General features: G+C 64.2%; 18 protein-coding genes. 15 read left to right on the top strand and 3 right to left on the bottom strand.

Features of this window, described 5'->3' with window-relative positions; all coding sequences use genetic code 11:
• Positions 1-90: 90 nt before the first annotated feature.
• On the bottom strand, positions 91-960 hold the full coding sequence (locus EOC06_RS12600) for an endonuclease/exonuclease/phosphatase family protein (RefSeq protein WP_128307902.1): 870 nt from the start codon (positions 958-960) through the stop codon (positions 91-93).
• A gap of 134 nt (positions 961-1,094) precedes the next feature.
• On the opposite strand from EOC06_RS12600, the gene obgE reads away from it, so the two are divergent.
• The 5 genes from obgE to EOC06_RS12575 all read left to right on the top strand — a co-directional run bounded on the left by obgE (position 1,095) and on the right by EOC06_RS12575 (position 6,623).
• The gene (gene obgE, locus EOC06_RS12595; RefSeq protein WP_127266818.1) at positions 1,095-2,126 is read left to right on the top strand and encodes a GTPase ObgE; all 1,032 of its coding nucleotides are present in this window, start codon (positions 1,095-1,097) and stop codon (positions 2,124-2,126) included.
• A 4-nt stretch (positions 2,127-2,130) separates the two neighbouring features.
• A complete protein-coding gene (gene proB, locus EOC06_RS12590) occupies positions 2,131-3,321 on the top strand; it encodes a glutamate 5-kinase (RefSeq protein ID WP_127317719.1) in 1,191 nt (396 codons plus the stop codon).
• A gap of 3 nt (positions 3,322-3,324) precedes the next feature.
• Positions 3,325-4,611: a glutamate-5-semialdehyde dehydrogenase gene (locus EOC06_RS12585; protein ID WP_128307901.1), complete on the top strand. Its 1,287-nt coding sequence runs from the start codon at positions 3,325-3,327 to the stop codon at positions 4,609-4,611.
• A 27-nt stretch (positions 4,612-4,638) separates the two neighbouring features.
• Positions 4,639-5,271, top strand: a complete 633-nt coding sequence (locus EOC06_RS12580) for a nicotinate-nucleotide adenylyltransferase (RefSeq protein ID WP_245466327.1) — start codon at positions 4,639-4,641, stop codon at positions 5,269-5,271.
• 68 nt (positions 5,272-5,339) lie between these two features.
• Positions 5,340-6,623, top strand: coding sequence for an MFS transporter (locus tag EOC06_RS12575; protein WP_128307900.1), 1,284 nt, complete (start codon positions 5,340-5,342; stop codon positions 6,621-6,623).
• A gap of 9 nt (positions 6,624-6,632) precedes the next feature.
• Here the strand turns inward: EOC06_RS12575 and EOC06_RS12570 are convergent, their stop codons facing one another.
• Positions 6,633-7,484 (bottom strand): mechanosensitive ion channel family protein, encoded by an 852-nt coding sequence (locus EOC06_RS12570; protein WP_127267095.1) that lies wholly within the window; start codon positions 7,482-7,484, stop codon positions 6,633-6,635.
• 242 nt (positions 7,485-7,726) lie between these two features.
• On the opposite strand from EOC06_RS12570, the gene rsfS reads away from it, so the two are divergent.
• The 10 genes from rsfS to EOC06_RS12520 all read left to right on the top strand — a co-directional run bounded on the left by rsfS (position 7,727) and on the right by EOC06_RS12520 (position 17,308).
• Positions 7,727-8,104 carry a ribosome silencing factor gene (gene rsfS / locus EOC06_RS12565; RefSeq protein WP_013529073.1) on the top strand — a complete coding sequence of 126 codons (378 nt, stop codon included), beginning with the start codon at positions 7,727-7,729 and terminating at the stop codon, positions 8,102-8,104.
• A gap of 27 nt (positions 8,105-8,131) precedes the next feature.
• The gene (gene rlmH, locus EOC06_RS12560) at positions 8,132-8,614 is read left to right on the top strand and encodes a 23S rRNA (pseudouridine(1915)-N(3))-methyltransferase RlmH (RefSeq protein ID WP_127327587.1); all 483 of its coding nucleotides are present in this window, start codon (positions 8,132-8,134) and stop codon (positions 8,612-8,614) included.
• 124 nt (positions 8,615-8,738) lie between these two features.
• Positions 8,739-10,076 carry a murein hydrolase activator EnvC gene (locus EOC06_RS12555; RefSeq protein ID WP_128307899.1) on the top strand — a complete coding sequence of 446 codons (1,338 nt, stop codon included), beginning with the start codon at positions 8,739-8,741 and terminating at the stop codon, positions 10,074-10,076.
• Positions 10,077-11,408: a S41 family peptidase gene (locus EOC06_RS12550; RefSeq protein WP_164898557.1), complete on the top strand. Its 1,332-nt coding sequence runs from the start codon at positions 10,077-10,079 to the stop codon at positions 11,406-11,408. It begins immediately after the preceding gene.
• A gap of 212 nt (positions 11,409-11,620) precedes the next feature.
• Complete coding sequence (locus EOC06_RS12545) at positions 11,621-12,790, top strand: divergent polysaccharide deacetylase family protein (protein ID WP_127327589.1); 1,170 nt, start codon at positions 11,621-11,623, stop codon at positions 12,788-12,790.
• A gap of 156 nt (positions 12,791-12,946) precedes the next feature.
• Positions 12,947-13,462: an RNA pyrophosphohydrolase gene (locus EOC06_RS12540; RefSeq protein WP_128307897.1), complete on the top strand. Its 516-nt coding sequence runs from the start codon at positions 12,947-12,949 to the stop codon at positions 13,460-13,462.
• 76 nt (positions 13,463-13,538) lie between these two features.
• Positions 13,539-14,678, top strand: coding sequence for an alanine racemase (gene alr / locus EOC06_RS12535; RefSeq protein ID WP_128307896.1), 1,140 nt, complete (start codon positions 13,539-13,541; stop codon positions 14,676-14,678).
• Positions 14,679-14,952: 274 nt separating this feature from the next.
• On the top strand, positions 14,953-15,375 hold the full coding sequence (rnk, locus tag EOC06_RS12530; RefSeq protein ID WP_128307895.1) for a nucleoside diphosphate kinase regulator: 423 nt from the start codon (positions 14,953-14,955) through the stop codon (positions 15,373-15,375).
• A 14-nt stretch (positions 15,376-15,389) separates the two neighbouring features.
• Positions 15,390-15,932: a nucleoside-diphosphate kinase gene (locus tag EOC06_RS12525; protein WP_245469536.1), complete on the top strand. Its 543-nt coding sequence runs from the start codon at positions 15,390-15,392 to the stop codon at positions 15,930-15,932.
• A gap of 119 nt (positions 15,933-16,051) precedes the next feature.
• Positions 16,052-17,308, top strand: a complete 1,257-nt coding sequence (locus EOC06_RS12520) for a D-amino acid dehydrogenase (RefSeq protein ID WP_128307894.1) — start codon at positions 16,052-16,054, stop codon at positions 17,306-17,308.
• Between the two features lie 437 nt (positions 17,309-17,745).
• Here the strand turns inward: EOC06_RS12520 and EOC06_RS12515 are convergent.
• Positions 17,746-19,601 (bottom strand): phosphatidylserine/phosphatidylglycerophosphate/cardiolipin synthase family protein (locus tag EOC06_RS12515; protein ID WP_245469535.1); only part of this gene is annotated, 1,856 nt, incomplete at its 5' end.

Raw genomic sequence — 19,601 nt, 5'->3', positions numbered from 1 at the left:
TCAGCATCTTCTCCCCATCGGGGAGAAGATGGCCGCGTAGCGGACGGATGAGGGGCCTTTCTCATACGCGATTGCGTCGGGACTTGAGGCTCAGCCCAGTTCGACCCACACCGGCAGATGGTCCGAACCGTCCGCTTTCCGGTCGACCCACAGGCGCTGCAGGGATTTGGCGAGCGACGCGCTGGTGAAGATGTAGTCGATGCGCTTGTGGCGGCTGGGATCGGTGGGTTGCTTGGGATCGACCCAGCTGATGAGATCGTCGCCGGTGGCGTTCAGGCGCAAGGCGGCATCGACGGCGAAGTCGGCGGTCAGCGGCATGCCGAATTCGTGGTCCGGCCGGCCGGCGAGTTCGACATATTCGGGCGAGCCGGCCAGCATGTTGAAATCGCCCATGCCGACAAAGGCTTCGGGATGCGGCAGTTCCGGCAGGCCGATCTCGGCGACCCCGGACAGCGCGCCGCCTTCGAGGGCGTAGTTCAGCATGCGTTGGCGCAAGAACTGGATCTGGCTGGCGCGCTCGACGGGGCTGCGGTGATCGAGATGGATGGAATAGAAGCGGATGAAACCAAGCGGCGTCTCGATCAGCGCTTCCAGCGCGCCACGCTGGAAGTTCATCATCTCGAAGCTGCGGCTGCGCGGCAAAAGCAGGTTGCGCGACAGATGAATAGGCGTTTTCGACAGCACCATGTTGCCGAGCTGGAAGGTTTTCGTGATGGCGCGGCCATTGTCGATGTGCGAACCGATATTGGCCTCGAAATTGCTGCCATAGACGGCGAAGTAGTCGGGCAGCGCCTCGCCGATCTCGGCGACCATGTCGCGGCCGCCATTCCGGGGATTGTTGCGGGTCACCTCCTGCAGAGCGATCACATCGGCGCCGCGCACGGCATCAGCGATGCGTCCGACATCGTACTGCCCGTCGAGGCCGATGCCGTACTGGATATTGTAGGTTACAAGCTTCATTCCGGCATCTCTCCGGCCGATCCCGCGCGGCCATTGTCACAAAACGGCCTCGCCCTTCGCCGCGCCTTGGTTTAGAGCAAGGGCCAAGGTTTAGAGCAATGCCGCAAGGCCACTAGTAGAAACTGTACAATCCCATGAAATTTCTCGATCAAGCCAAGGTCTACATCCGCTCCGGTGACGGTGGCGCCGGTTCCGTGTCGTTCCGGCGCGAAAAGTTCATCGAGTTCGGCGGGCCGGATGGCGGTGATGGCGGCCGTGGCGGCGATGTCTGGCTGGAGGCGGTCGACGGGCTGAACACGCTGATAGACTACCGCTACCAGCAGCATTTCAAGGCCAAGACCGGCGTCCACGGCATGGGCCGCAACATGACCGGCGCCAAGGGCGCCGATGTCACGCTGAAAGTGCCGGCGGGAACGCAGGTGTTCGAAGAAGACAACGAGACGCTGATCTGCGACCTGACCGTGGTCGGCCAGCGCTTTCTGCTCGCCAAGGGCGGCAATGGTGGCTTCGGCAACCAGCATTTCAAGACCTCGACCAACCAGGCGCCGCGCCGCGCCAACCCCGGCCTGCCGGGGCAGGAGCTCAACATCTGGCTGCGGCTGAAGCTGATCGCCGATGCCGGACTGGTCGGGCTGCCGAATGCCGGCAAGTCGACATTCCTGGCCGCCGTCACCGCGGCCAAGCCGAAGATCGCCGACTATCCGTTCACGACGCTGCATCCCGGCCTCGGCGTTGCCCGCATCGACGCGCGCGAATTCGTCATCGCCGATATTCCGGGCCTCATCGAAGGCGCGCATGAGGGTGTCGGCATCGGGGACCGCTTCCTTGGCCATGTCGAGCGCACGCGTGTGCTGTTGCATCTGGTTTCGGCGCAGGAGGAAAATCCGGGCAAAGCCTACAAGACCGTCCGCGCGGAGCTTGAGGCCTATGGCAACGGCCTGACCGACAAGGTCGAGATCGTGGCACTGTCCCAGGTCGACACGCTCGACGCCGATGCGCGCAAGAAGAAAGTCGCCTCGCTGAAGCGTGCCGCCGGCCGCGCGCCGATGCTGTTGTCGGCCGTCACCGGCGAAGGCGTCGAGGCGGTGCTGCGGGCGTTGATGTCGGTGGTGGCCGAGGCGCGTGCGCAGATCGCTGCGCCAGTCGAGACGCGCTGGGAAAAGTAGGACGATGCAGTCGCTGGGAAAATATCGGCGCATCACCGTCAAGATCGGCTCGGCGCTGCTCGTCGACCGCGCGACAGGCCTGAAGCGCGACTGGCTGGCCTCGCTCGCCGACGACATTGCGGCGCTGGCCAAGGGCGGCGCTGAAATCCTTGTCGTCTCGTCCGGCGCCATCGCGCTTGGCCGCACGATCCTTGGTCTCGGCAAGCGCGCCTTGAAGCTCGAAGAGAGCCAGGCCGCGGCAGCCGTCGGGCAGATCGCATTGGCCGGCGCGTGGTCGGATGCGCTCGGCAAGGGCAGCCTGAAATCGGGCCAGATACTGCTGACGCTCGGCGACACCGAGGAGCGCCGCCGCTATCTCAATGCGCGGGCAACGATCTCGACGCTGCTCAAGATGAAGGCGGTGCCGGTCATCAACGAAAACGACACGGTGGCGACGTCCGAAATCCGCTATGGCGACAATGACCGGCTGGCGGCTCGCGTCGCCACCATGATGGGCGCCGACCTCCTGGTACTGCTCTCCGACATCGATGGCCTCTATACGGCGCCGCCGGCGCGTGACCCTCAGGCTAAATTCATTCCGGTGGTCGACCGCATCACGCCCGATATCGAGGCGATGGCGGGTGCGGCCGCTTCCGAGCTGTCGCGCGGCGGCATGCGCACGAAGCTCGATGCCGGCAAGATCGCCACCGCCGCCGGCACCGCGATGATCATCACCTCAGGCACGCGGTTGTCGCCGCTGATGGCGATCGAACGCGGCGAGCGCGCTACTTTCTTTCGGCCGAGCAGCAACCCGGTCAAGGGCTACAAGACCTGGATCGCCGGCCAGCTCGAACCGGCCGGCCGGCTTACGGTCGATGCCGGCGCCATCGGTGCGCTGCTGTCGGGCAAGTCGTTGCTGCCGGCCGGCGTCAAGCTGGTCAGCGGCAATTTCTCGCGCGGCGACACGGTGGCGATCCTGTCGCCCGAGGGCCGCGAGATCGCGCGCGGGCTGGTTGCCTACGATGCGGCCGATGCCGTAAGGATCGCGGGCCTGAAGACGACCGAGATCGAAACCGTGCTCGGCTACGAGGCGCGTTCGGCGATGATCCACCGCGACGACCTTGTGGTGAGCCATTCGGGTGACCAAGTACGGGCCGGCGACCAAACAGGGGCCGGTGACCAAGTCACGGTCGGTGGCGATGTAAGCGGAGGATGAGCCATGCTGAAACTGCATGAAAAATCCGGGGATGACACCGTAGCAACGATGGCCGATATCGGCCGTCGTGCCCGCGCTGCCGCCCGACCGCTGGCCGTTGCCACGACCGCCGCCAAGAATGCTGCACTTCTCGCCATGGCCGAGGCGATCGTCGCTCGGGAGCAGGACATTCTCGACGCCAACGCCATCGATGTCTCGAACGGCCAGGAATCCGGGCTTTCCGCCTCCTTCATGGACCGGCTGAAGCTCGATCCGGCGCGCGTTCGCGCCATGGCCGACGGCATCAGGGAAATCGCCGCGCTACGGGATCCGGTTGGCGATGTGATGGCGCAATGGGACCGGCCGAACGGCCTGCATATCGAGCGCGTGCGCACGCCGCTCGGCGTCGTCGGCGTCATCTATGAGAGCCGTCCGAACGTCACGGCGGATGCCGGCGCGCTGTGCCTCAAGGCAGGCAATCCGGTGATCCTGCGTGGCGGCTCGGATTCGCTCAATTCGTCGGCCGCCATCCATGCCTGCCTGGTCGAAGGGCTGAAGCAAGCCGGCCTGCCGGAAGACGCCATCCAACTGGTGCCGACCACCGATCGCGCCGCCGTTGGCGAGATGCTGAAGGGCCTCGGCGGCACGCTGGATGTCATCATCCCGCGCGGCGGCAAAAGCCTCGTCGGGCGCGTGCAGGCTGAGGCACGGGTGCCGGTTTTCGCGCATCTCGAAGGCATCTGCCATCTCTACATCGACCGCTCGGCCGATCTCGACATGGCGGTGCGGATAGCCGTCAACGCCAAGATGCGGCGCACCGGCGTCTGCGGTGCCGCCGAGACGCTGCTGGTCGACCAGGCGGTCGCCTCCACCCATCTGGTGCCGATCCTCGACGCACTGCGCGCCGCCGGTTGCGAAATCCATGCCGATGCCGACGTGCTGAAAGTGTTTTTCGATGCCAAGCCGGCGATCGATGCCGACTGGGTGACCGAATATCTCGACGCCATCATCGCGGTGAAGCTGGTCGACGGCGTTGCCGGTGCCATCGAGCATATCGAGACGTTTTCCTCGCATCACACCGAGGCGATCGTCGCCGAGGACGCGCAAACCGTCGAAAGATTCTTCAACGAGATCGATTCGGCGATCCTGCTGCACAACGCATCGACGCAGTTCGCCGATGGCGGTGAGTTCGGCATGGGCGCTGAGATCGGCATAGCCACCGGCAAGATGCATGCGCGCGGACCCGTCGGCGTCGAGCAACTGACCTCGTTCAAATACCGCGTTCGCGGGTCGGGACAGGTGAGGCCTTGAATCTTTTCGTTGTCAGAGCCTGAGGCAATGCTGGCATCTTCCGAACCGGCGGTACCCTCCCGTTACCTGAAGATGCCGCATGCCGAGAAAGGCCTCGCCGTCGGCCTGTTCGGCGGCTCGTTCAATCCGCCGCATGCCGGCCATGCGCTGGTCGCCGAGATCGCGCTCAGACGCCTGGCGCTCGACCAATTGTGGTGGATGGTCACGCCGGGCAATCCGCTGAAGAACACCAGGGAACTGGCGCCGCTCGGCGAACGGCTGCAGCTGTCGGAGCAGATCGCCAAGAACCCGAAGATCAAGGTCACCGCGTTCGAAGCCGCCCATCACGTCCGCTACACCGCCGACACGCTGGCGCTGGTCAAGGCGCGCAATCCCGGGGTCGACTACGTCTGGATCATGGGGGCGGATAGTTTGCGCGATTTCCACCGCTGGCAGCGCTGGCGCGAGATCGTTATGACCTTCCCGATCGCCGTCATCGACCGCCCGGGCGCGACGCTGTCGTTCCTGTCCTCCGTCGTCGCCAAGACCTTCGACTATGCCCGCATCGACGAGGGCGATGCGCCGCGGCTTGCCCGCATGAAAGCACCGGCCTGGACCTTTATCCACGGCCCGCGCTCGTCGCTGTCATCAAGTGCGATCCGCAAGCTGGCGAAGGGGTGAGCCCGACCGCCCGCCCATGTCGCTTTTATCGCTCCCTTTGCCCGTTTCATGGGCAATCCTGAGCAGGCATGTCGATTCCCAGGAAAACCCGCAGCGAAGCCGAGCAGGGCGCCGAGCCCACACCGCTGATCGCGATTGCCAGCGTCATCGTGTCGATGGCACTGATAGCCGTCGGCAACGGGCTGATGTTTGCCTATATCCCGGTTCGGCTCGGCGCCGAGGGTTTCGATCCGACCTGGGCCGGGCTGATCATCACCGGACTTTCGGCCGGTGGGCTGGCGGGCTGCATCCTGACCGGACCGCTGGTGCGAAGGGTCGGCCATGCCCGTGCCTTCATGGTGTTGTCGGCGCTGATCGCACTGGCCAACGCCGCCGTCGGCGCCGGGGTCCATCCGCTGCTGTGGATAGCCGCCCGCGCGCTCTACGGCTTTGCCATCTGCGGCCTGTTCATCGTCGCGCAGAGCTGGCTGAACGACGCCGTTGCCAACGCCATCCGTGGCCGGGTCATGGCTTTCTTCTACGTTGCCTATGTCGCCGGGCTTGGCGTCGGCTACGCGACGCTGGCGCTGGTGGATATCAGGACAGCGGATGCGCCGCTGATCGGCATCGCCTTCACGGCGCTATCGATCCTTCCCGTCGGGATGACCCGACTTGCCCAGCCGCCGGCACCGCAGGCGGCCTCGGTGGCGCTGCGCCGTGCCTGGCGGGTTTCACCGGTCGGCGTCGCCGGCATGCTTGCGGTTGGCGGCCTGTCGATGTCGATTGCGGGCTTCGCACCGATCCACGCCACGGCCAAGGGCTACAGCCAGGCCGATGTGGCGCTGCTGCTTTCGGCGATGCCTCTCGGCACGCTGATCCTGCAGATCCCGCTTGGCTGGATTTCCGACCGAACCGACCGCCGCTATGTGCTGATCGCCGCATCCGCGCTTGCCATGGTCGCCGGCGTATTTGCGCTCGGGTACGATGGCGGCGCGTTGGCCGCGTTGGTTGTGATCTATATCGTGTGGGACGGCGCCTCGGAATCGATCTATTCGCTGGCCAGCGCACATGCCGCCGACCGCGCCGGCAAGGACGACATGGTGGCGCTGTCCAGTTCGCTTCTGTTTGCCTGGTCGCTGTCGGGTTTCGTCGTGCCCGGCATCGTGACGGCGCTTTCGGCCGTCTTTGGAACGCAGGCTTTCATCTATGTGGCTGTTCTCATCGCCGCAGCCTTCTGCCTGTTCGTGCTTCTGCGCGTGTTCACGACGGGTGCGGTCCCGGTCGGTGAAACCGGCAGTTTCGCACCGATGACGGCGCAGGCGCCTTTGCCGGTCGAACTTGCCTTCGCACCGGACGATGAGGGCCGGCACTGAGCCAACCGACTATTGCCGGCGGGCTTCGGGTTGGGGCGCTTCCGGCGGCGGCAGCGGGATCGATATGCCTTCGCTATCGAATTCCTGTTTGGCGCGCTTGGTGAGATCAGTCTGGGTGGCGAAGAAGTCCGCCGACGATGTCCAATAGCGCAAGGCAATCGAAACAGTGCTGTCACCCAATGTCGAGACGAAAGCGATCGGCGCCGGCTCACGTTTCACTCGCCGTTCGGCCGCGGCAGTGGCAAGCAAGGTTTTCTGCGCCCTGTCGATGTCGTTCCAGGAGCCGATGGAGAGTGTGATGTCGCTGCGGCGTACGCCGTTGCGCGAGAAGTTGCGCACCGGCTGGTTCCACAACGTCGAGTTGGGCGCCAGGATGTAGACGCCGTCGGCGGTCCTGAGCTTGGTCGCGAACAGACCGATTTCCTCGATCGTGCCGGCGATCGAACCAACCTCGACGGATTCGCCGATGCGGAACGGCCGCAGCGCCAGAAGCATGATGCCGGCGGCGATGTTCTGCAGCGTGCCCTGCAACGCCAGACCGATGGCGAGGCCAATGGCACCGATCGCGGCAATGATCGAGGCCGTCTGCACGCCGAACTGGCCGAGCACCATGATGGTGACGAGGATCAGGATGGCGTAGCGGACGATCTTGGAGAAGAAATGCCGCAACGTCGCATCGAAACCATGGATATGGCCGAGACCGGCGAAGATCGAACGTTCGGCAAGACCGGCGACGATGTAGCCGACAATCAAGAGGATGACGGCACCGATGGCCGAGAAGGAGTACGAAACAATCAGCGTGCTCAGTTGGGCGAGGCCAGCCTGGACGCTGAGAAAGGCGTTTTGCGGGTCGATCGGCATGGGGGGAATCCGGTTGGTCGGTGAGCCGATAACCCATGCGGGCGGTGAGGGTTCCGATCTTTTCCGGCGTGCAGCGGAACCACAAGAGCGACAATACGTTCGTGCGAGGCAGGGTCCCGTCTTGAAACTGTCAGGGAACTCTGCCTATCTAAGTGGTGTCACCTGCTTCAAGGGGTGATTTGGTTGTTCTTGCTGCGAAAGGAAATACACTGAGAACAGCACTGCGGAAGAAGGCCGATATCATGCCTTCGCCGGCCAGGATCAGCGTAGACGACGCCGTGTCCCGCGCCATCAAGACAGTCCTTGCCAGTCTGGAAGACTCCAAGGCCGAAAACATTGTCTCCATCGACATCCAGGGGAAATCGAGCCTCGGCGACTACATGGTCGTCGCTTCGGGCCGATCGCACCGTCATGTCGCGGCTGTCGCCGATCATCTTCTCAAAGCGATCAAGGATGCCGGTCTCGGCACCGCGCGCGTTGAGGGGCTGTCCGGCGCCGACTGGGTCCTGATCGATTCTGGCGACATCATCGTCCATGTCTTCCGCCCCGAAGTCCGCGAATTCTACAATCTCGAAAAGATGTGGCAGGCGCCGGACCTCGAGGAAGAAACGCTCCACTAAGTCGTTCGCGCGGCTTACAAGGCGAGGATGAAGATATCAGTTCATGCCGTGGGCCGGATGAAAGCCGGCCCCGAAAAGCTGCTTGCCGACCGCTATTTCGAGCGCTTCGCCAAGAGCGGCCCGGCCGTCGGGCTTGAATTTGGCGGCATTGCCGAGATTGCCGAGGGGCGCAGCCAGACCGCCAACGAGCGCCGGCGTGAGGAAGGCCAGAAACTGCAGACGCAGTTGCAGCCCGGCACCGCTTTGATCCTGCTGGACGAACGCGGCAAAAGCTTTTCTTCGGAAGATTTCGCCGGGCGCCTCGGCCTGTTGCGTGACGGTGGCCGCAAGGGACTGGTCATCGCCATCGGCGGCGCCGACGGTCACGACCAGTCGCTGCGCGACCAGGCCGAACTGGTGATGTCGTTCGGATTGCTGACATGGCCGCATCAGCTGGTGCGCGTGATGCTGGGAGAGCAGCTTTATCGGGCGGCCACGATCCTTTCGGGACATCCTTATCATCGCTCGTAAACCGGTGAATTGGTGCACTACACCCGGATTTCCGCCCCAATGCCGAGGCAAGATTGCATCGAGTGGGCGGTTTCGAACATGGTTGATTGTTCGTTAACGAAGCCACGCATAGAGTCGGGCTTCAATGTCTGAAGACAGAAAATCAAGAACGGGCTCCTGGCGCGCGCGCTGCGGCATCGCGGTGGCGGTGCTTGTGCTGTCGCTGCATGCGGGGCGGGCGGAAAACACGCTCGACATGGCTCCCGATCCGGATCAGAGCCGGGCCGAATATGAACGGGTCTCGAAGGAGATCACGCTGTCGTCGGAACGATTGGCCAAACTCTCCGCCGATATCGCGACGATCAAGAAGGATCACGCCTCGATCACCGCCGCATTGATCCAGTCGGCGATGACCGAGCAGAAGCTCGGCCAGGACATCGAGGACATCGGCGCCCGGCTGGAAGGACTGAAGGGCCAGGAACAGAAGATCCGCGCCTCACTGATGGCGCGGCGCGACGTTCTGGCCGAAGTGCTGGGCGCGTTGCAGCGCATGGGTCTCAACCCGCCGCCGGCGATCCTGGTCAAGCCCGAGGACGCGCTGTCGTCGGTGCGCAGCGCCATCCTGCTCGGCGCGGTGGTGCCGGAACTGCGCCAGCAGACCGATAGCCTGCTTGCCGATCTCAAGGAACAGACCAGGCTCACGGCGTCGATCGAGGCCGAACGGGCGCGGCTGACGGCGGCGGTCGGCGACCAGACGGCGGAAAAGAAGCGCCTCGGCATGCTGCTGGAGGCCAAGCAGAAGCTCGAAGCCGACACGCAGACGCAAATGGCCGCCGAAAAGCAGCGATCCGAAGCGCTGGCGGCCAAGGCCGGCAGCCTGAAGGAGTTGATCGCGTCGCTCGAAGCGCAGGCCGACAAGAGCCGCAAGGCTGCCGATGCTGCCAAGGCCGCGGAGCCGAAGACACCGGATGGCGACAACACATCGGCGCCGGCGGAACTGGCGTCGCTGCCCGTTCCGGAAAGCAACCAACTTGCCGCCGCGGTGCCCTTTTCGGCCCTTCAGGGGCAGATCGCGCTGCCGGTGACCGGTCGTATCAAGCGGCGATTCGGCGCCGATGACGGTAACGGCGCGGTGATGCTTGGCGACATGGTTGCGACACAATCGGGAGCCATCGTTACCGCGCCGGCGGATGGAAATGTGCTTTATGCGGGGCCGTTTCGCTCTTATGGTCAACTCTTGATCCTGAACGCAGGCGACGGCTATCATGTCGTTTTGGCGGGGATGAGCAGAATCAGCGTCGCGACCGGTCAATCAGTGCTTGCAGGAGAGCCGATCGGTGCGATGGGAGAGGCCCGGGTGGCGAGCACCTCGGTTTCGAAGAATGGAAATGCCACGCCGGAACTCTATGTCGAGTTCCGCAAGGATGGAAAACCCGTCGATCCGGCCCCATGGTGGGCGGACCGTTTTTCTGGAAGGACGTGAATAATGCGGAAACTGTCGCTTCTGTTTGCCGGTGCGCTGATGGGCGCGCCCGCCATGAGCCTGGTCTATGGCGCGCCCGGCTCGGCGGCGAACGCTGCAGGGTCGGAGACCTACAAGCAACTGGCGATCTTCGGCGATATCTTCGAGCGGGTGCGGGCACAGTATGTGACACCGCCCGACGACAAGTCGCTGGTCGAGAATGCCATCAACGGCATGCTGGCCTCGCTTGACCCGCACTCCTCCTACATGAATGCCGAGCAGGCGCAGGATATGCGCGTCCAGACCAAGGGCGAGTTCGGCGGCCTCGGCATCGAGGTCACCATGGAGAACGATCTGGTCAAGGTGATCACGCCGATCGACGACACGCCGGCCGCCAAGGCAGGCGTGCTGGCCGGCGACTATATCGCCAAGATCGACGGCGAAGAGGTTCGCGGCCTGACCCTCAACGATGCGGTCGACAAGATGCGCGGCCTGGTCAACACGCCGATCAAGCTGACCATCCTGCGCCAGGGCGCCGACAAGCCGATCGAACTGACGGTCGTGCGCGACATCATCAAGGTCAAGGCGGTCAAGTTCCGGGTCGAGAACGACATCGGCTACATGAAGATCACCTCCTTCACCGAAAAGACCTATGACGACCTCGAGAACGCCATCGACACCATCAAGAAGCAGATTCCCGACGACAAGCTGAAGGGCTACGTTCTGGATCTCCGCCTCAATCCAGGTGGCCTGCTCGACCAGGCGGTGAGCGTGTCCGATGCCTTCCTCAACCGCGGCGAGATCGTCTCGACGCGCGGCCGCGACCCCAAGGACGTCACCCGCTTCGACGCCAAGCCCAAGCAGGTCGACGACATCAACGGCAAGCCGATGATCGTCCTGGTCAACGGCGGTTCGGCCAGTGCGTCGGAAATCGTCGCCGGCGCGCTGCAGGACCTGCGCCGTGTCACGGTGGTCGGCACGCAGTCCTTCGGCAAGGGTTCGGTGCAGACCATCATTCCGCTCGGCGAGAATGGTGCGCTGCGGCTGACGACGGCGCTCTATTACACGCCGTCCGGCAAGTCGATCCAGGGCAAGGGCATCACGCCGGACATCAAGGTCGAACAGCCACTGCCGCCGGAACTGCAGGGCAGGGATCTGACACGTGGCGAATCCGATCTCAAGGGCCATATCAAGGGCGCCGACGAGAGCACGACGGGTTCGGGCTCGGCGGCCTATGTGCCGCCGGATCCGAAAGACGATCTGCAGCTCATCTATGCCGAGCAGCTGCTGCGTGGCCAGAAGACCGATCCGTCCTTCCCGCCCAATCCGCAAAAGGCGGTTCTCAACCAGTAAGGATCTGGAGCGGCGCACGCGCCGCCCCATCTTTCTGTTTGAGCCAGATGGAAGCAATGCGATGCTGCCGGGACCGAGAGGTTCCGGCAGTTTGATTCGGGGGGCGAGGCAAAGCTCCCGAGACATGGCGCGGGGTGCGCCGGGACTGATGAATTCGCGCATGTCTTTTCGAAGCGGCTTCGTCTTCGGAGCCATGTGCCCGGGGATTAGGCTTGGCTGATATCGGCAAGGACATCGAACGCCCGCTCGGACAGGCAGTCCGGTCGCCGCGCGCCGCCGGCAAGATCAGCGGCAGTGCGATCATGGCGACAGTGGCCGTGCTGGCGGTGGCCGGCGTCTCCGGCGCGATCGCGCTCAGGGAAAAGCCGTTTAGAAAGCCGCAAGAGGTTGCCGTTTCAACGCCGAAAGTGACCGCGGCGGCCGAGCCTGCCCCTGCGCCGCCCGCATCGACCCCGAAGCCGGAGGCGCCGGTCAAATCAGGCGGGCCGCAGATCATCCATGTGCAGACGGAGGAGGGCGATGGGCCGCCCAAGGCAGCGATCGTCATTCGCGATCCGTCGACCATCGGCCAGAACCTGAAGATCGCGCATATTCCAGACAAGGCGCTGATCGAGACCAGCGAGACCGGGCCGTTGCCGGTGCGCGCCACGGATGGCAGGCGGCCGTTCGACGTCTATGCGCGGCCTTGGTCGGGCGGGCGCGGCGCACGGGTGGCGATCGTCATCGGCGGGCTTTCGGTTTCGCAGACCGGCACCCAGGCGGCCATCGCCAAGCTGCCGGCGGAGGTGACGCTGGCTTTCGCGCCGCAAGGCAACAGCATCGGCCGGTGGATGCAGGCAGCCAGGCAGAGTGGCCACGAGATCGTCATGCAGGTGCCGCTCGAACCGTTCGATTATCCGAAGGTAAATCCGGGCCGCAACACGCTGACGGTGGCGGCGAGCGCGGATGAGAACCTGAAGAGCCTGCACTGGGCGCTGTCGCGGACGACCAACTATACCGGCGTCATGAACTATATGGGCGCCCGCTTTTCCGCCGACGCGGCGGCGATGGAGCCGTTCATGGCCGAGCTCGGCAAACGCGGCCTTGCCTATATCGATGACGGCTCGTCGGCGCGCAGCCTGGCGCCGGACCTGGCGCTGAAGGACGGCGTGCCGTTCGTCGCCGGCGACATGGCGATCGATGCCGTGCAGGATCGCGGCGAAATCCTGAAGAAGCTCGACAGCCTGGAGGCGACCGCGCGGGCCAAAGGCACTGCCGTCGGCATCGGTTCGGCCTTCGACCTGACGGTCGATACCGTGTCGTCCTGGGTGGTCGAGGCCAAGAAGCGCGGCATCGAGATCGTGCCGATTTCAGCGGTGGCTATAGATCCGCAAAAAGGCTAACAGCCGTCTTGATAATTCTACTCCGGCGGGCATCTGGCGACGTTTTCTGCGCTTCCGGTGCTCACGTACTTTAAGTACGCTCCGCTCCGGTTCTCGAAACCGCTCGCCACCCGCCTCATCGGAGCGAATTCTCAAAACGGCTGGACCCCATCACTCATGGCAAAAAAAATCGACCGTGAAAAATTGCCTTACCGTCCCTGTGTCGGGCTGATGATCCTCAATGCCGAGGGCCTTGTCTGGGTCGGGCACCGGATTGCCGAACCGGACAGCGAATTTGCCGGCACGACGCAGCTCTGGCAGATGCCGCAGGGCGGCATCGACGAGGGCGAGGAGCCATTGCAGGCGGCCGAGCGCGAGCTCTATGAGGAGACCGGCATGCGAGGCGTCTCGCTGCTGGCCGAGGCGCCGGACTGGATCAACTATGATTTGCCGGACCATCTCGTCGGCATCGCCTTCAAGGGCCGGTATCGCGGCCAGACGCAGAAATGGTTCGCCTTTCGCTTCCACGGCGATGTCAGCGAGATCCAGATCAACCCGCCGCCGGGTGGCCACACCGCAGAGTTCGACAAATGGGCATGGCGGCCTATGCAGGACCTTCCCGACCTGATCGTGCCGTTCAAGCGCCATGTCTATGAGGATGTGGTGACGGCATTCCGGCATCTGGTGCAATAGCCGCTATACAACAACCGCGGTTGCCGCGCCGGCCCGGCGGTCCTATTGATGTATCACTAGCACGCGAAGGGTCGCCATGAACGACGCCCCCCAAAAGTCGCCGCCAGAAGAGGTCACCGCCACAAGCGAAGTGGCGGCTGGGGCCATCCTCACCATCGATCTCGGTGCGATCCGTGAAAACTACCGGCGGCTGAAGGCGCGGTTGGGCGATGTTGCCTGCGCAGGTGTGCTCAAGGCGGACGGCTACGGCGTTGGCGCCGGCCAGGTCGGGGCGGCGCTGCTGCGCGAAGGCTGCGATGTCTTCTTCGTTGCGCTTCTGGGCGAAGGCGTCGCCCTGCGCCGCTCGCTTGGTGCGGGCCCTGCCATTTTCGTGTTGAACGGCATTCCGTCCGGTGCCGAGACGGACGCCGTGGCAGCGGACGTTTGCGCTGTCATCAACAGCCCCGAGCAACTGGCGGCTTGGCGTGTGTCGGCTCGCCGCGCCGGCCGAAAACTGCCGGCCGCCATCCAGTTCGACAGCGGCATGTCGCGGCTCGGCATGGCGCCCCGGGATGTAGAGCGCGTTGCCGCCGATCCGCAGGCCTTCGACGGCATCGACATCCGGTTCGTGATGAGTCATCTGGCCTGCGCCGACGAGCCGGAGCACCCGGCCAATGAGCGGCAGCGATTGGCATTCGAGCAGCTGCGCAAGATGCTGCCGGCGGCACCGGCCTCGCTGACCAATTCCTCCGGCATCTTTCTTGGGGAGCGCTTTCACTACGATCTCGCCCGCCCCGGTGCCGCGCTCTACGGCATCAATCCGACGCCGGCAAAGCCCAATCCGATGCTGCCGGTGGTGCGGTTGCAGGCAAAGGTGGCACAGACGCGCAGCATCGAAAAAGGCGCCGGCGTCGGCTATGGCCACACCTATCAAGCGCAAGGCCCGCTCAGGCTGGCGACGATTTCGTTCGGCTACGCGGATGGCTGGCAGCGCCGGGCCGCGTCGGCTGCGTGGTTCGAGGGCACGCGCCTGCCTTTCCTCGGGCGGGTGTCGATGGATTCGATCATTCTCGACATTTCCGCCCTGCCGGCCGGCAGGTTGCGCGAGGGTGATCTCGTCGAACTGCTCGGTCCCTCGCAAAGTGTCGATGACGCTGCCGGCCATGCCGGCACCATCGGCTACGAGATCCTGACCAGCCTCGGCCCGCGCTTCCATCGGCGCTATGTCGGCAGTTGAGCGGTTTGGCCGCGCTTGACAAGCGGACGCCTGTCGGCAAGGCTCCTTGCATGAGCAACCCAGCTTATATCAGAACCTTGTTCAGGGTCTGCCCGATCGCGGGATCGTAGCCCCGGCGCGGTCGCCTTTTGGCGTTCGTCCGAACCGGGGCATTTCTACCTGACATCATCATTCCCGAGCCAGATAGCTTCGCGGCTGCCGGCTTTTCATCAAGCCACCGTTTGTGCGGGGGCAGGCGCGCGTCTGTTGGATGCGCCAAGTCATGAGGTGTGCCATGCAACATGCAACAGGATTGCGGCCACCGAGCCGGCTTCTGGTCAGCGATGCCGACCACCACCGGCTGACGGGCCTGGCGCGGGCGTCGCTCGACCGCGTGCCCGAGACGGCCGAAGAACTGCTTTCGGAGATGGACCGTGCCGTCGTCACGGCAGCGGCTTCCATGCCGGCCAACGTGGTGCGGATGGGTTCGACGGTGACAATCCGCAACGATGGCGGCCACACCCAGCGCATCACGCTGGTCTATCCCGGCGAAGCAGACATCAGTGAAAACAGGATCTCGGTGCTGACGCCGATGGGGACGGCGCTTATCGGCGCGTCGATCGGGCAGACAGTGTGCTGGAGCAGCCGTGGCGGCCGGGAACTGTCGGCGACCATCGAAGCGGTCGATGCGCCGGCCTGCGGGCGGGAAGGGTCCTGAGCATGGAGACGGCGATGACAGGCGCGAATTTCCGGCTGACGACGAAGGACTTCGCCGTCCTCGAGATCATGTTGGAGCGTTGGCGGGCTTTCGCGGATCCGATTGTTCCAATGCTTGAAGAGAAGCTTTCCAAAGCCGAGGTCGTCGCGATCGATTCGGTCGGCTCCGATATCGTGACGCTGAACAGCAGGCTGGTGTTTCGTGTCGATGCCGGCCCTGCCGAGACCCGAACTCTGGTGCAGAATGAGGTGCGCGGTCCGGTCGGCTCCAGCCTGTCGATCATGACAAGGCGGGGGCTTTGCATGCTCGGCATGGCCGAGGGTCAGACTGCATGGATCGAACAGGCCGACGGCAGGCGGGAGTCGGTCCTGATCGCGACCGTGCTCTACCAGCCGGAGGCCGCGCGGCGTGCCGTCAGGGAGAAATCCCGAGACGAGGCGCGACGGCCGCATGGGCTCACCCTCGTCTACAGCGCCGCAGCCGATTGGCGGCCCCTTGGCGAAAGGGCCGGAATGCGGCAGACAGGGGATGACGACCCCGGTCCCACGGCGGCGTGAACAGGCAACACTGCACGATCCCGAAAGTCGGCATCGATTTTCGCCGGGGATCGTGCGCAAATCGGAAATGCGGCCGCGTCGAGGCGTCCTCAAGGACGTGCGGCGGCAAGGAGTGAACGATGAAGATCATGGTGCTGGGCGGCGGCGTCATCGGAGTGACCACGGCGTACTTTCTTGCCGAGGCCGGCCACGAGGTGACGGTTCTCGACCGCCAGAAAGGCCCGGCGCTGGAAACCAGCTTCGCCAATGCCGGCGAGATTTCGCCCGGCTACGCCTCGCCCTGGGCCGGACCCGGCATTCCGCTGAAGGCGATCAAATGGCTGCTGATGAAGCATGGCCCGCTGGTGGTGCGGCCGGCCTTCGACCCGCACATGTGGACATGGCTGATCAAGATGCTGCGCAACTGCACGGCCGAGCGCTATGCGATCAACAAGGCGCGCATGGTGCCGCTCGCCGAATACAGCCGCGACACGCTGAAGGCGCTGCGCGAAGCGACCGGCATCGCCTATGACGAGCGCACCCAGGGCACGCTGCAGCTGTTTCGCACGCAAAAGCAGCTCGACGGCACCGGCGGCGATGTCGAGGTGCTGAAGAAGTATGGCGTGCCTTACGAGATCCTCGACCAGGACGGCTGCATCGCGGCTGAGCCTGGCCTTGCCGGGGTGCGCGAAAAGTTCGTCGGCGGCCTCAGGCTGCCGCACGACGAGACCGGCGACTGCAAGATGTTCACCGACAGGCTGGCCGAACTCTGTGTGGCCCGCGGCGTCAAGTTCGAATACGACGTGACGATCTGGCGCGTCATCCGCAGCCGCAACCGCATCGCCAATCTCAGCACCAGCAAGGGCTGGAAGGCCGCCGACGCCTATGTGATGGCGCTGGGCAGTTATTCGGCAGGTTTCATGCGCAGGGTGAAGCGGCCGATCCCCGTCTATCCGGTCAAGGGTTATTCGATCACTGTGCCGATCAAGGACGCCGCGTCGGCACCGGTGTCGACGGTGATGGACGAGACCTACAAGGTGGCGATCACCCGGCTCGGCGACCGCATCCGGGTTGGCGGTACGGCCGAGATTTCCGGCTTCGACCTCAGGCTGCACGAATCACGGCGGCGCACGCTGGAACATTCGGTCGGCGATCTCTTTCCGGGCGCCGGCGCGATGCGGGACGCGACGTTCTGGTGCGGGCTGCGACCGATGACGCCGGATGGTCCGCCGCTGATCGGCCGCACCGAGCTCTCCAATCTCTATCTCAACACCGGCCACGGCACGCTCGGCTGGACCATGGCCTGCGGCTCCGGCAAGGTGCTGGCCGACATCATCTCCAGCCGGGTGCCTGATATCGACGTCCGCGACCTCGCGCAGGAGCGCTATTTTCGGTAGGGCATGTGTTGGTCAGAATGGCGAGAGCGCGCTATTTTCTACTTATGAGGCGCTTGCTAGCCACTTCCCTACGGCTGGGTAGCGCCTAGCGTCCGATCCTGCGTAGTGCGATGATATATGAATGGGTTCAGACTTCACTGATAGAGAGTTGCGAGCGCGGCTAAACCAACTGGGCGCGCGCGTTGCAGAACTTAAGGCCGCAAGGCGGCCTCATCCTGAGGGAGAGCATATCGCAGGCGGCCCGCTCGGTCCGACAGACCCACTAGAGGCGGAACTCCTAGAACGATCAGGAGGATGGTGGGGCTTCAATCGCAACCCAGCGTTCACTCTCGTATCCCTCATGCTCTTTATCCGCTCGCTGCGTCGAACGAGCTAGACGCCGGCCAGCTAGGACCATATTCCTGCTTTCACTTTGGGTTGGTCAGATACAATCGCCGTCAGAATGCCTGCCGGACCCAGTCCTCGTCGAACAGCAGCCGGTAGGCCCATGGGATCGTCACATTGGTGGCGACCGGATTGGAGTGGGCGACATAGTCGTCATAGATCGGCTTCATCCTGGTGTAGAAGGCAGGATCGAGCACCATCATGCCGTTCTCACTGTCGTGAAAGAAGCTGCGGTTGTTGAGGTTGACCGACGAGATGGCGACCAGCCTTTCGTCGATCATCATGATCTTGGAATGCAGCACCACGTCAGGCGCCTTGAACTCGCGAATGTTGATGCGGTCGCCATATTTCTCGACGAACAACCTGTTGAGCGCGGTGAGGAATTTGCCGCCGATATCGCCCTTGAGATCGATGCGGCCGACAATGTCGATCCTGACGCCGCGGGCGAGCGCCCGGTCAACAGCCTGGGCAAGTTTCGGTGTCAGGTTGAGGTAGGGATTGACGATCTGGATATGGTGCTGGGCCGCGTCGACCAGTTCGACGAAATAATCTTCCAGCGCATGGCCATCCTCGTAGGGCACCGAAATGAAGTGCCGCGCCGTACCTGAGGGGCGGGCGCCGTCGGATCGGACCGGAATGGAGAAGGGACGCGCCAGATTGGTGTCGGCGTCGCGCAGCCACACTGTCGAAAGATGCGCGGCAAGCGTCTCGACCATGGCCGGATCGGCGAACTCGATGTCGAAGTCGCTCCAGTTCGAATAGTAGTTCAGCGAGAACCCGTCGGTCTTGCCGTATTGCTCAAGGTCTGGATAGCGCGACAGATCGATCGGCTGGTGGAACAGGAAGCCGTCATGGATGTTGCGGCCGCCGATGATGGCGCGCGACCGCCGTGGATCGTCGGCAAGCGTCGCCAGCATCTTGACGTGATGGACCTTGTGCAATTGTGAGATCTGCTCGTCGATCGGCGCGCCCCGGTCCGCCCGCCAGCGATATTCCTGCAGCTCGACATTGGGGAATTCGGCCGCCAGCCGATGCAGCATGGCGTCGTCCTTGTCGCGCTCCAGCACGTCGGTGACCAGGATGCGCACCTTGGTGCCGAGGGCCGCATGGTGGCGGATCAGCCGTTCGATGATGCGGCCGGAGAAGTCGGCCTTGAACTCCAGCGACGACAGATAGATCAGCTTCAGCCTTGGCGCCTTGGAGAAATCGAGCGGCGGCTCCGGGTCGCCCTTGTCGATGGCGCTGTCGGACAGCGGCGCTCCCATCAACGCCTCGACCTTGGCGTTGAAGCCATCGCGCGACTTCCGCAGCAGGCGCGGCTTTCCGATCGGCAAGGCACAGGTCTGCGACAGCCAGCGGCTGACATAGAAGGCGCGGCTGAGCGCATCGAGGCCGGTGGGGTTGGGCGTCGGGCAACGCTCGTAGCGACTGTCGAAGGCGGCGAGAGCCGGATCGGCGGTCTCTTCGCGCCGGATGGTGAGCAGCGCGCCGGCCGGGGCGAGGCGGGAGCGGATCCTTGCCGTGCAGCGGTTCAGGCCGTCACTTGGAAACAGGCTGACCGTGTCATCCTCGCCGGACAGGCGAAAGCGGAATGCCGTGCCCGTGGCGATGGTGCGTGAACCGCCGCCGGCACGGATCGCCAGCGTGCCGTCGCAAGTGCCCTCGATGTCGGCCGGTTGCTTGCCGGCCTGGCGCAGCACGATCTCGACGCTGCGCGCCTGCAGGCCGGAGAAATCGAAGATCCTGGGCGCCGAGGGCCGCGCAGCCGCATCGATGTAGAGTGTCTGCCGCGACACCCGCCAGCGTCCATCGAAATGGCCCTCGCCGCTGCTGGCGCCGGCCGGCGGCAGATGCGTTTCGGCAACCGGTCCGGCCAGTTTTTGCAGTGTCCGGTAGGTCGCCTGGAAAT

Origin of the sequence: Mesorhizobium sp. M7A.F.Ca.MR.362.00.0.0, assembly GCF_004023175.1 — a bacterium.
Taxonomy (GTDB): Bacteria; Pseudomonadota; Alphaproteobacteria; order Rhizobiales; family Rhizobiaceae; genus Mesorhizobium.
This window is presented reverse-complemented; position numbering and strand designations above follow the sequence as displayed.

Bases quoted from the DNA above. Each gene is read 5' to 3' on its own strand.
- EOC06_RS12520 (WP_128307894.1), top strand. From the start codon at position 16,052: ATGAAGATCATGGTGCTGGGCGGCGGCGTCATCGGAGTGACCACGGCG.
- rsfS (WP_013529073.1), top strand. From the start codon at position 7,727: ATGCCTTCGCCGGCCAGGATCAGCGTAGACGACGCCGTGTCCCGCGCC.
- EOC06_RS12600 (WP_128307902.1), bottom strand. From the start codon at position 960: ATGAAGCTTGTAACCTACAATATCCAGTACGGCATCGGCCTCGACGGG.
- EOC06_RS12580 (WP_245466327.1), top strand. From the start codon at position 4,639: ATGCTGGCATCTTCCGAACCGGCGGTACCCTCCCGTTACCTGAAGATG.
- EOC06_RS12555 (WP_128307899.1), top strand. From the start codon at position 8,739: ATGTCTGAAGACAGAAAATCAAGAACGGGCTCCTGGCGCGCGCGCTGC.
- rlmH (WP_127327587.1), top strand. From the start codon at position 8,132: ATGAAGATATCAGTTCATGCCGTGGGCCGGATGAAAGCCGGCCCCGAA.
- obgE (WP_127266818.1), top strand. From the start codon at position 1,095: ATGAAATTTCTCGATCAAGCCAAGGTCTACATCCGCTCCGGTGACGGT.
- proB (WP_127317719.1), top strand. From the start codon at position 2,131: ATGCAGTCGCTGGGAAAATATCGGCGCATCACCGTCAAGATCGGCTCG.
- EOC06_RS12575 (WP_128307900.1), top strand. From the start codon at position 5,340: ATGTCGATTCCCAGGAAAACCCGCAGCGAAGCCGAGCAGGGCGCCGAG.
- EOC06_RS12585 (WP_128307901.1), top strand. From the start codon at position 3,325: ATGCTGAAACTGCATGAAAAATCCGGGGATGACACCGTAGCAACGATG.
- alr (WP_128307896.1), top strand. From the start codon at position 13,539: ATGAACGACGCCCCCCAAAAGTCGCCGCCAGAAGAGGTCACCGCCACA.
- rnk (WP_128307895.1), top strand. From the start codon at position 14,953: ATGCAACATGCAACAGGATTGCGGCCACCGAGCCGGCTTCTGGTCAGC.
- EOC06_RS12525 (WP_245469536.1), top strand. From the start codon at position 15,390: ATGACAGGCGCGAATTTCCGGCTGACGACGAAGGACTTCGCCGTCCTC.
- EOC06_RS12570 (WP_127267095.1), bottom strand. From the start codon at position 7,484: ATGCCGATCGACCCGCAAAACGCCTTTCTCAGCGTCCAGGCTGGCCTC.
- EOC06_RS12540 (WP_128307897.1), top strand. From the start codon at position 12,947: ATGGCAAAAAAAATCGACCGTGAAAAATTGCCTTACCGTCCCTGTGTC.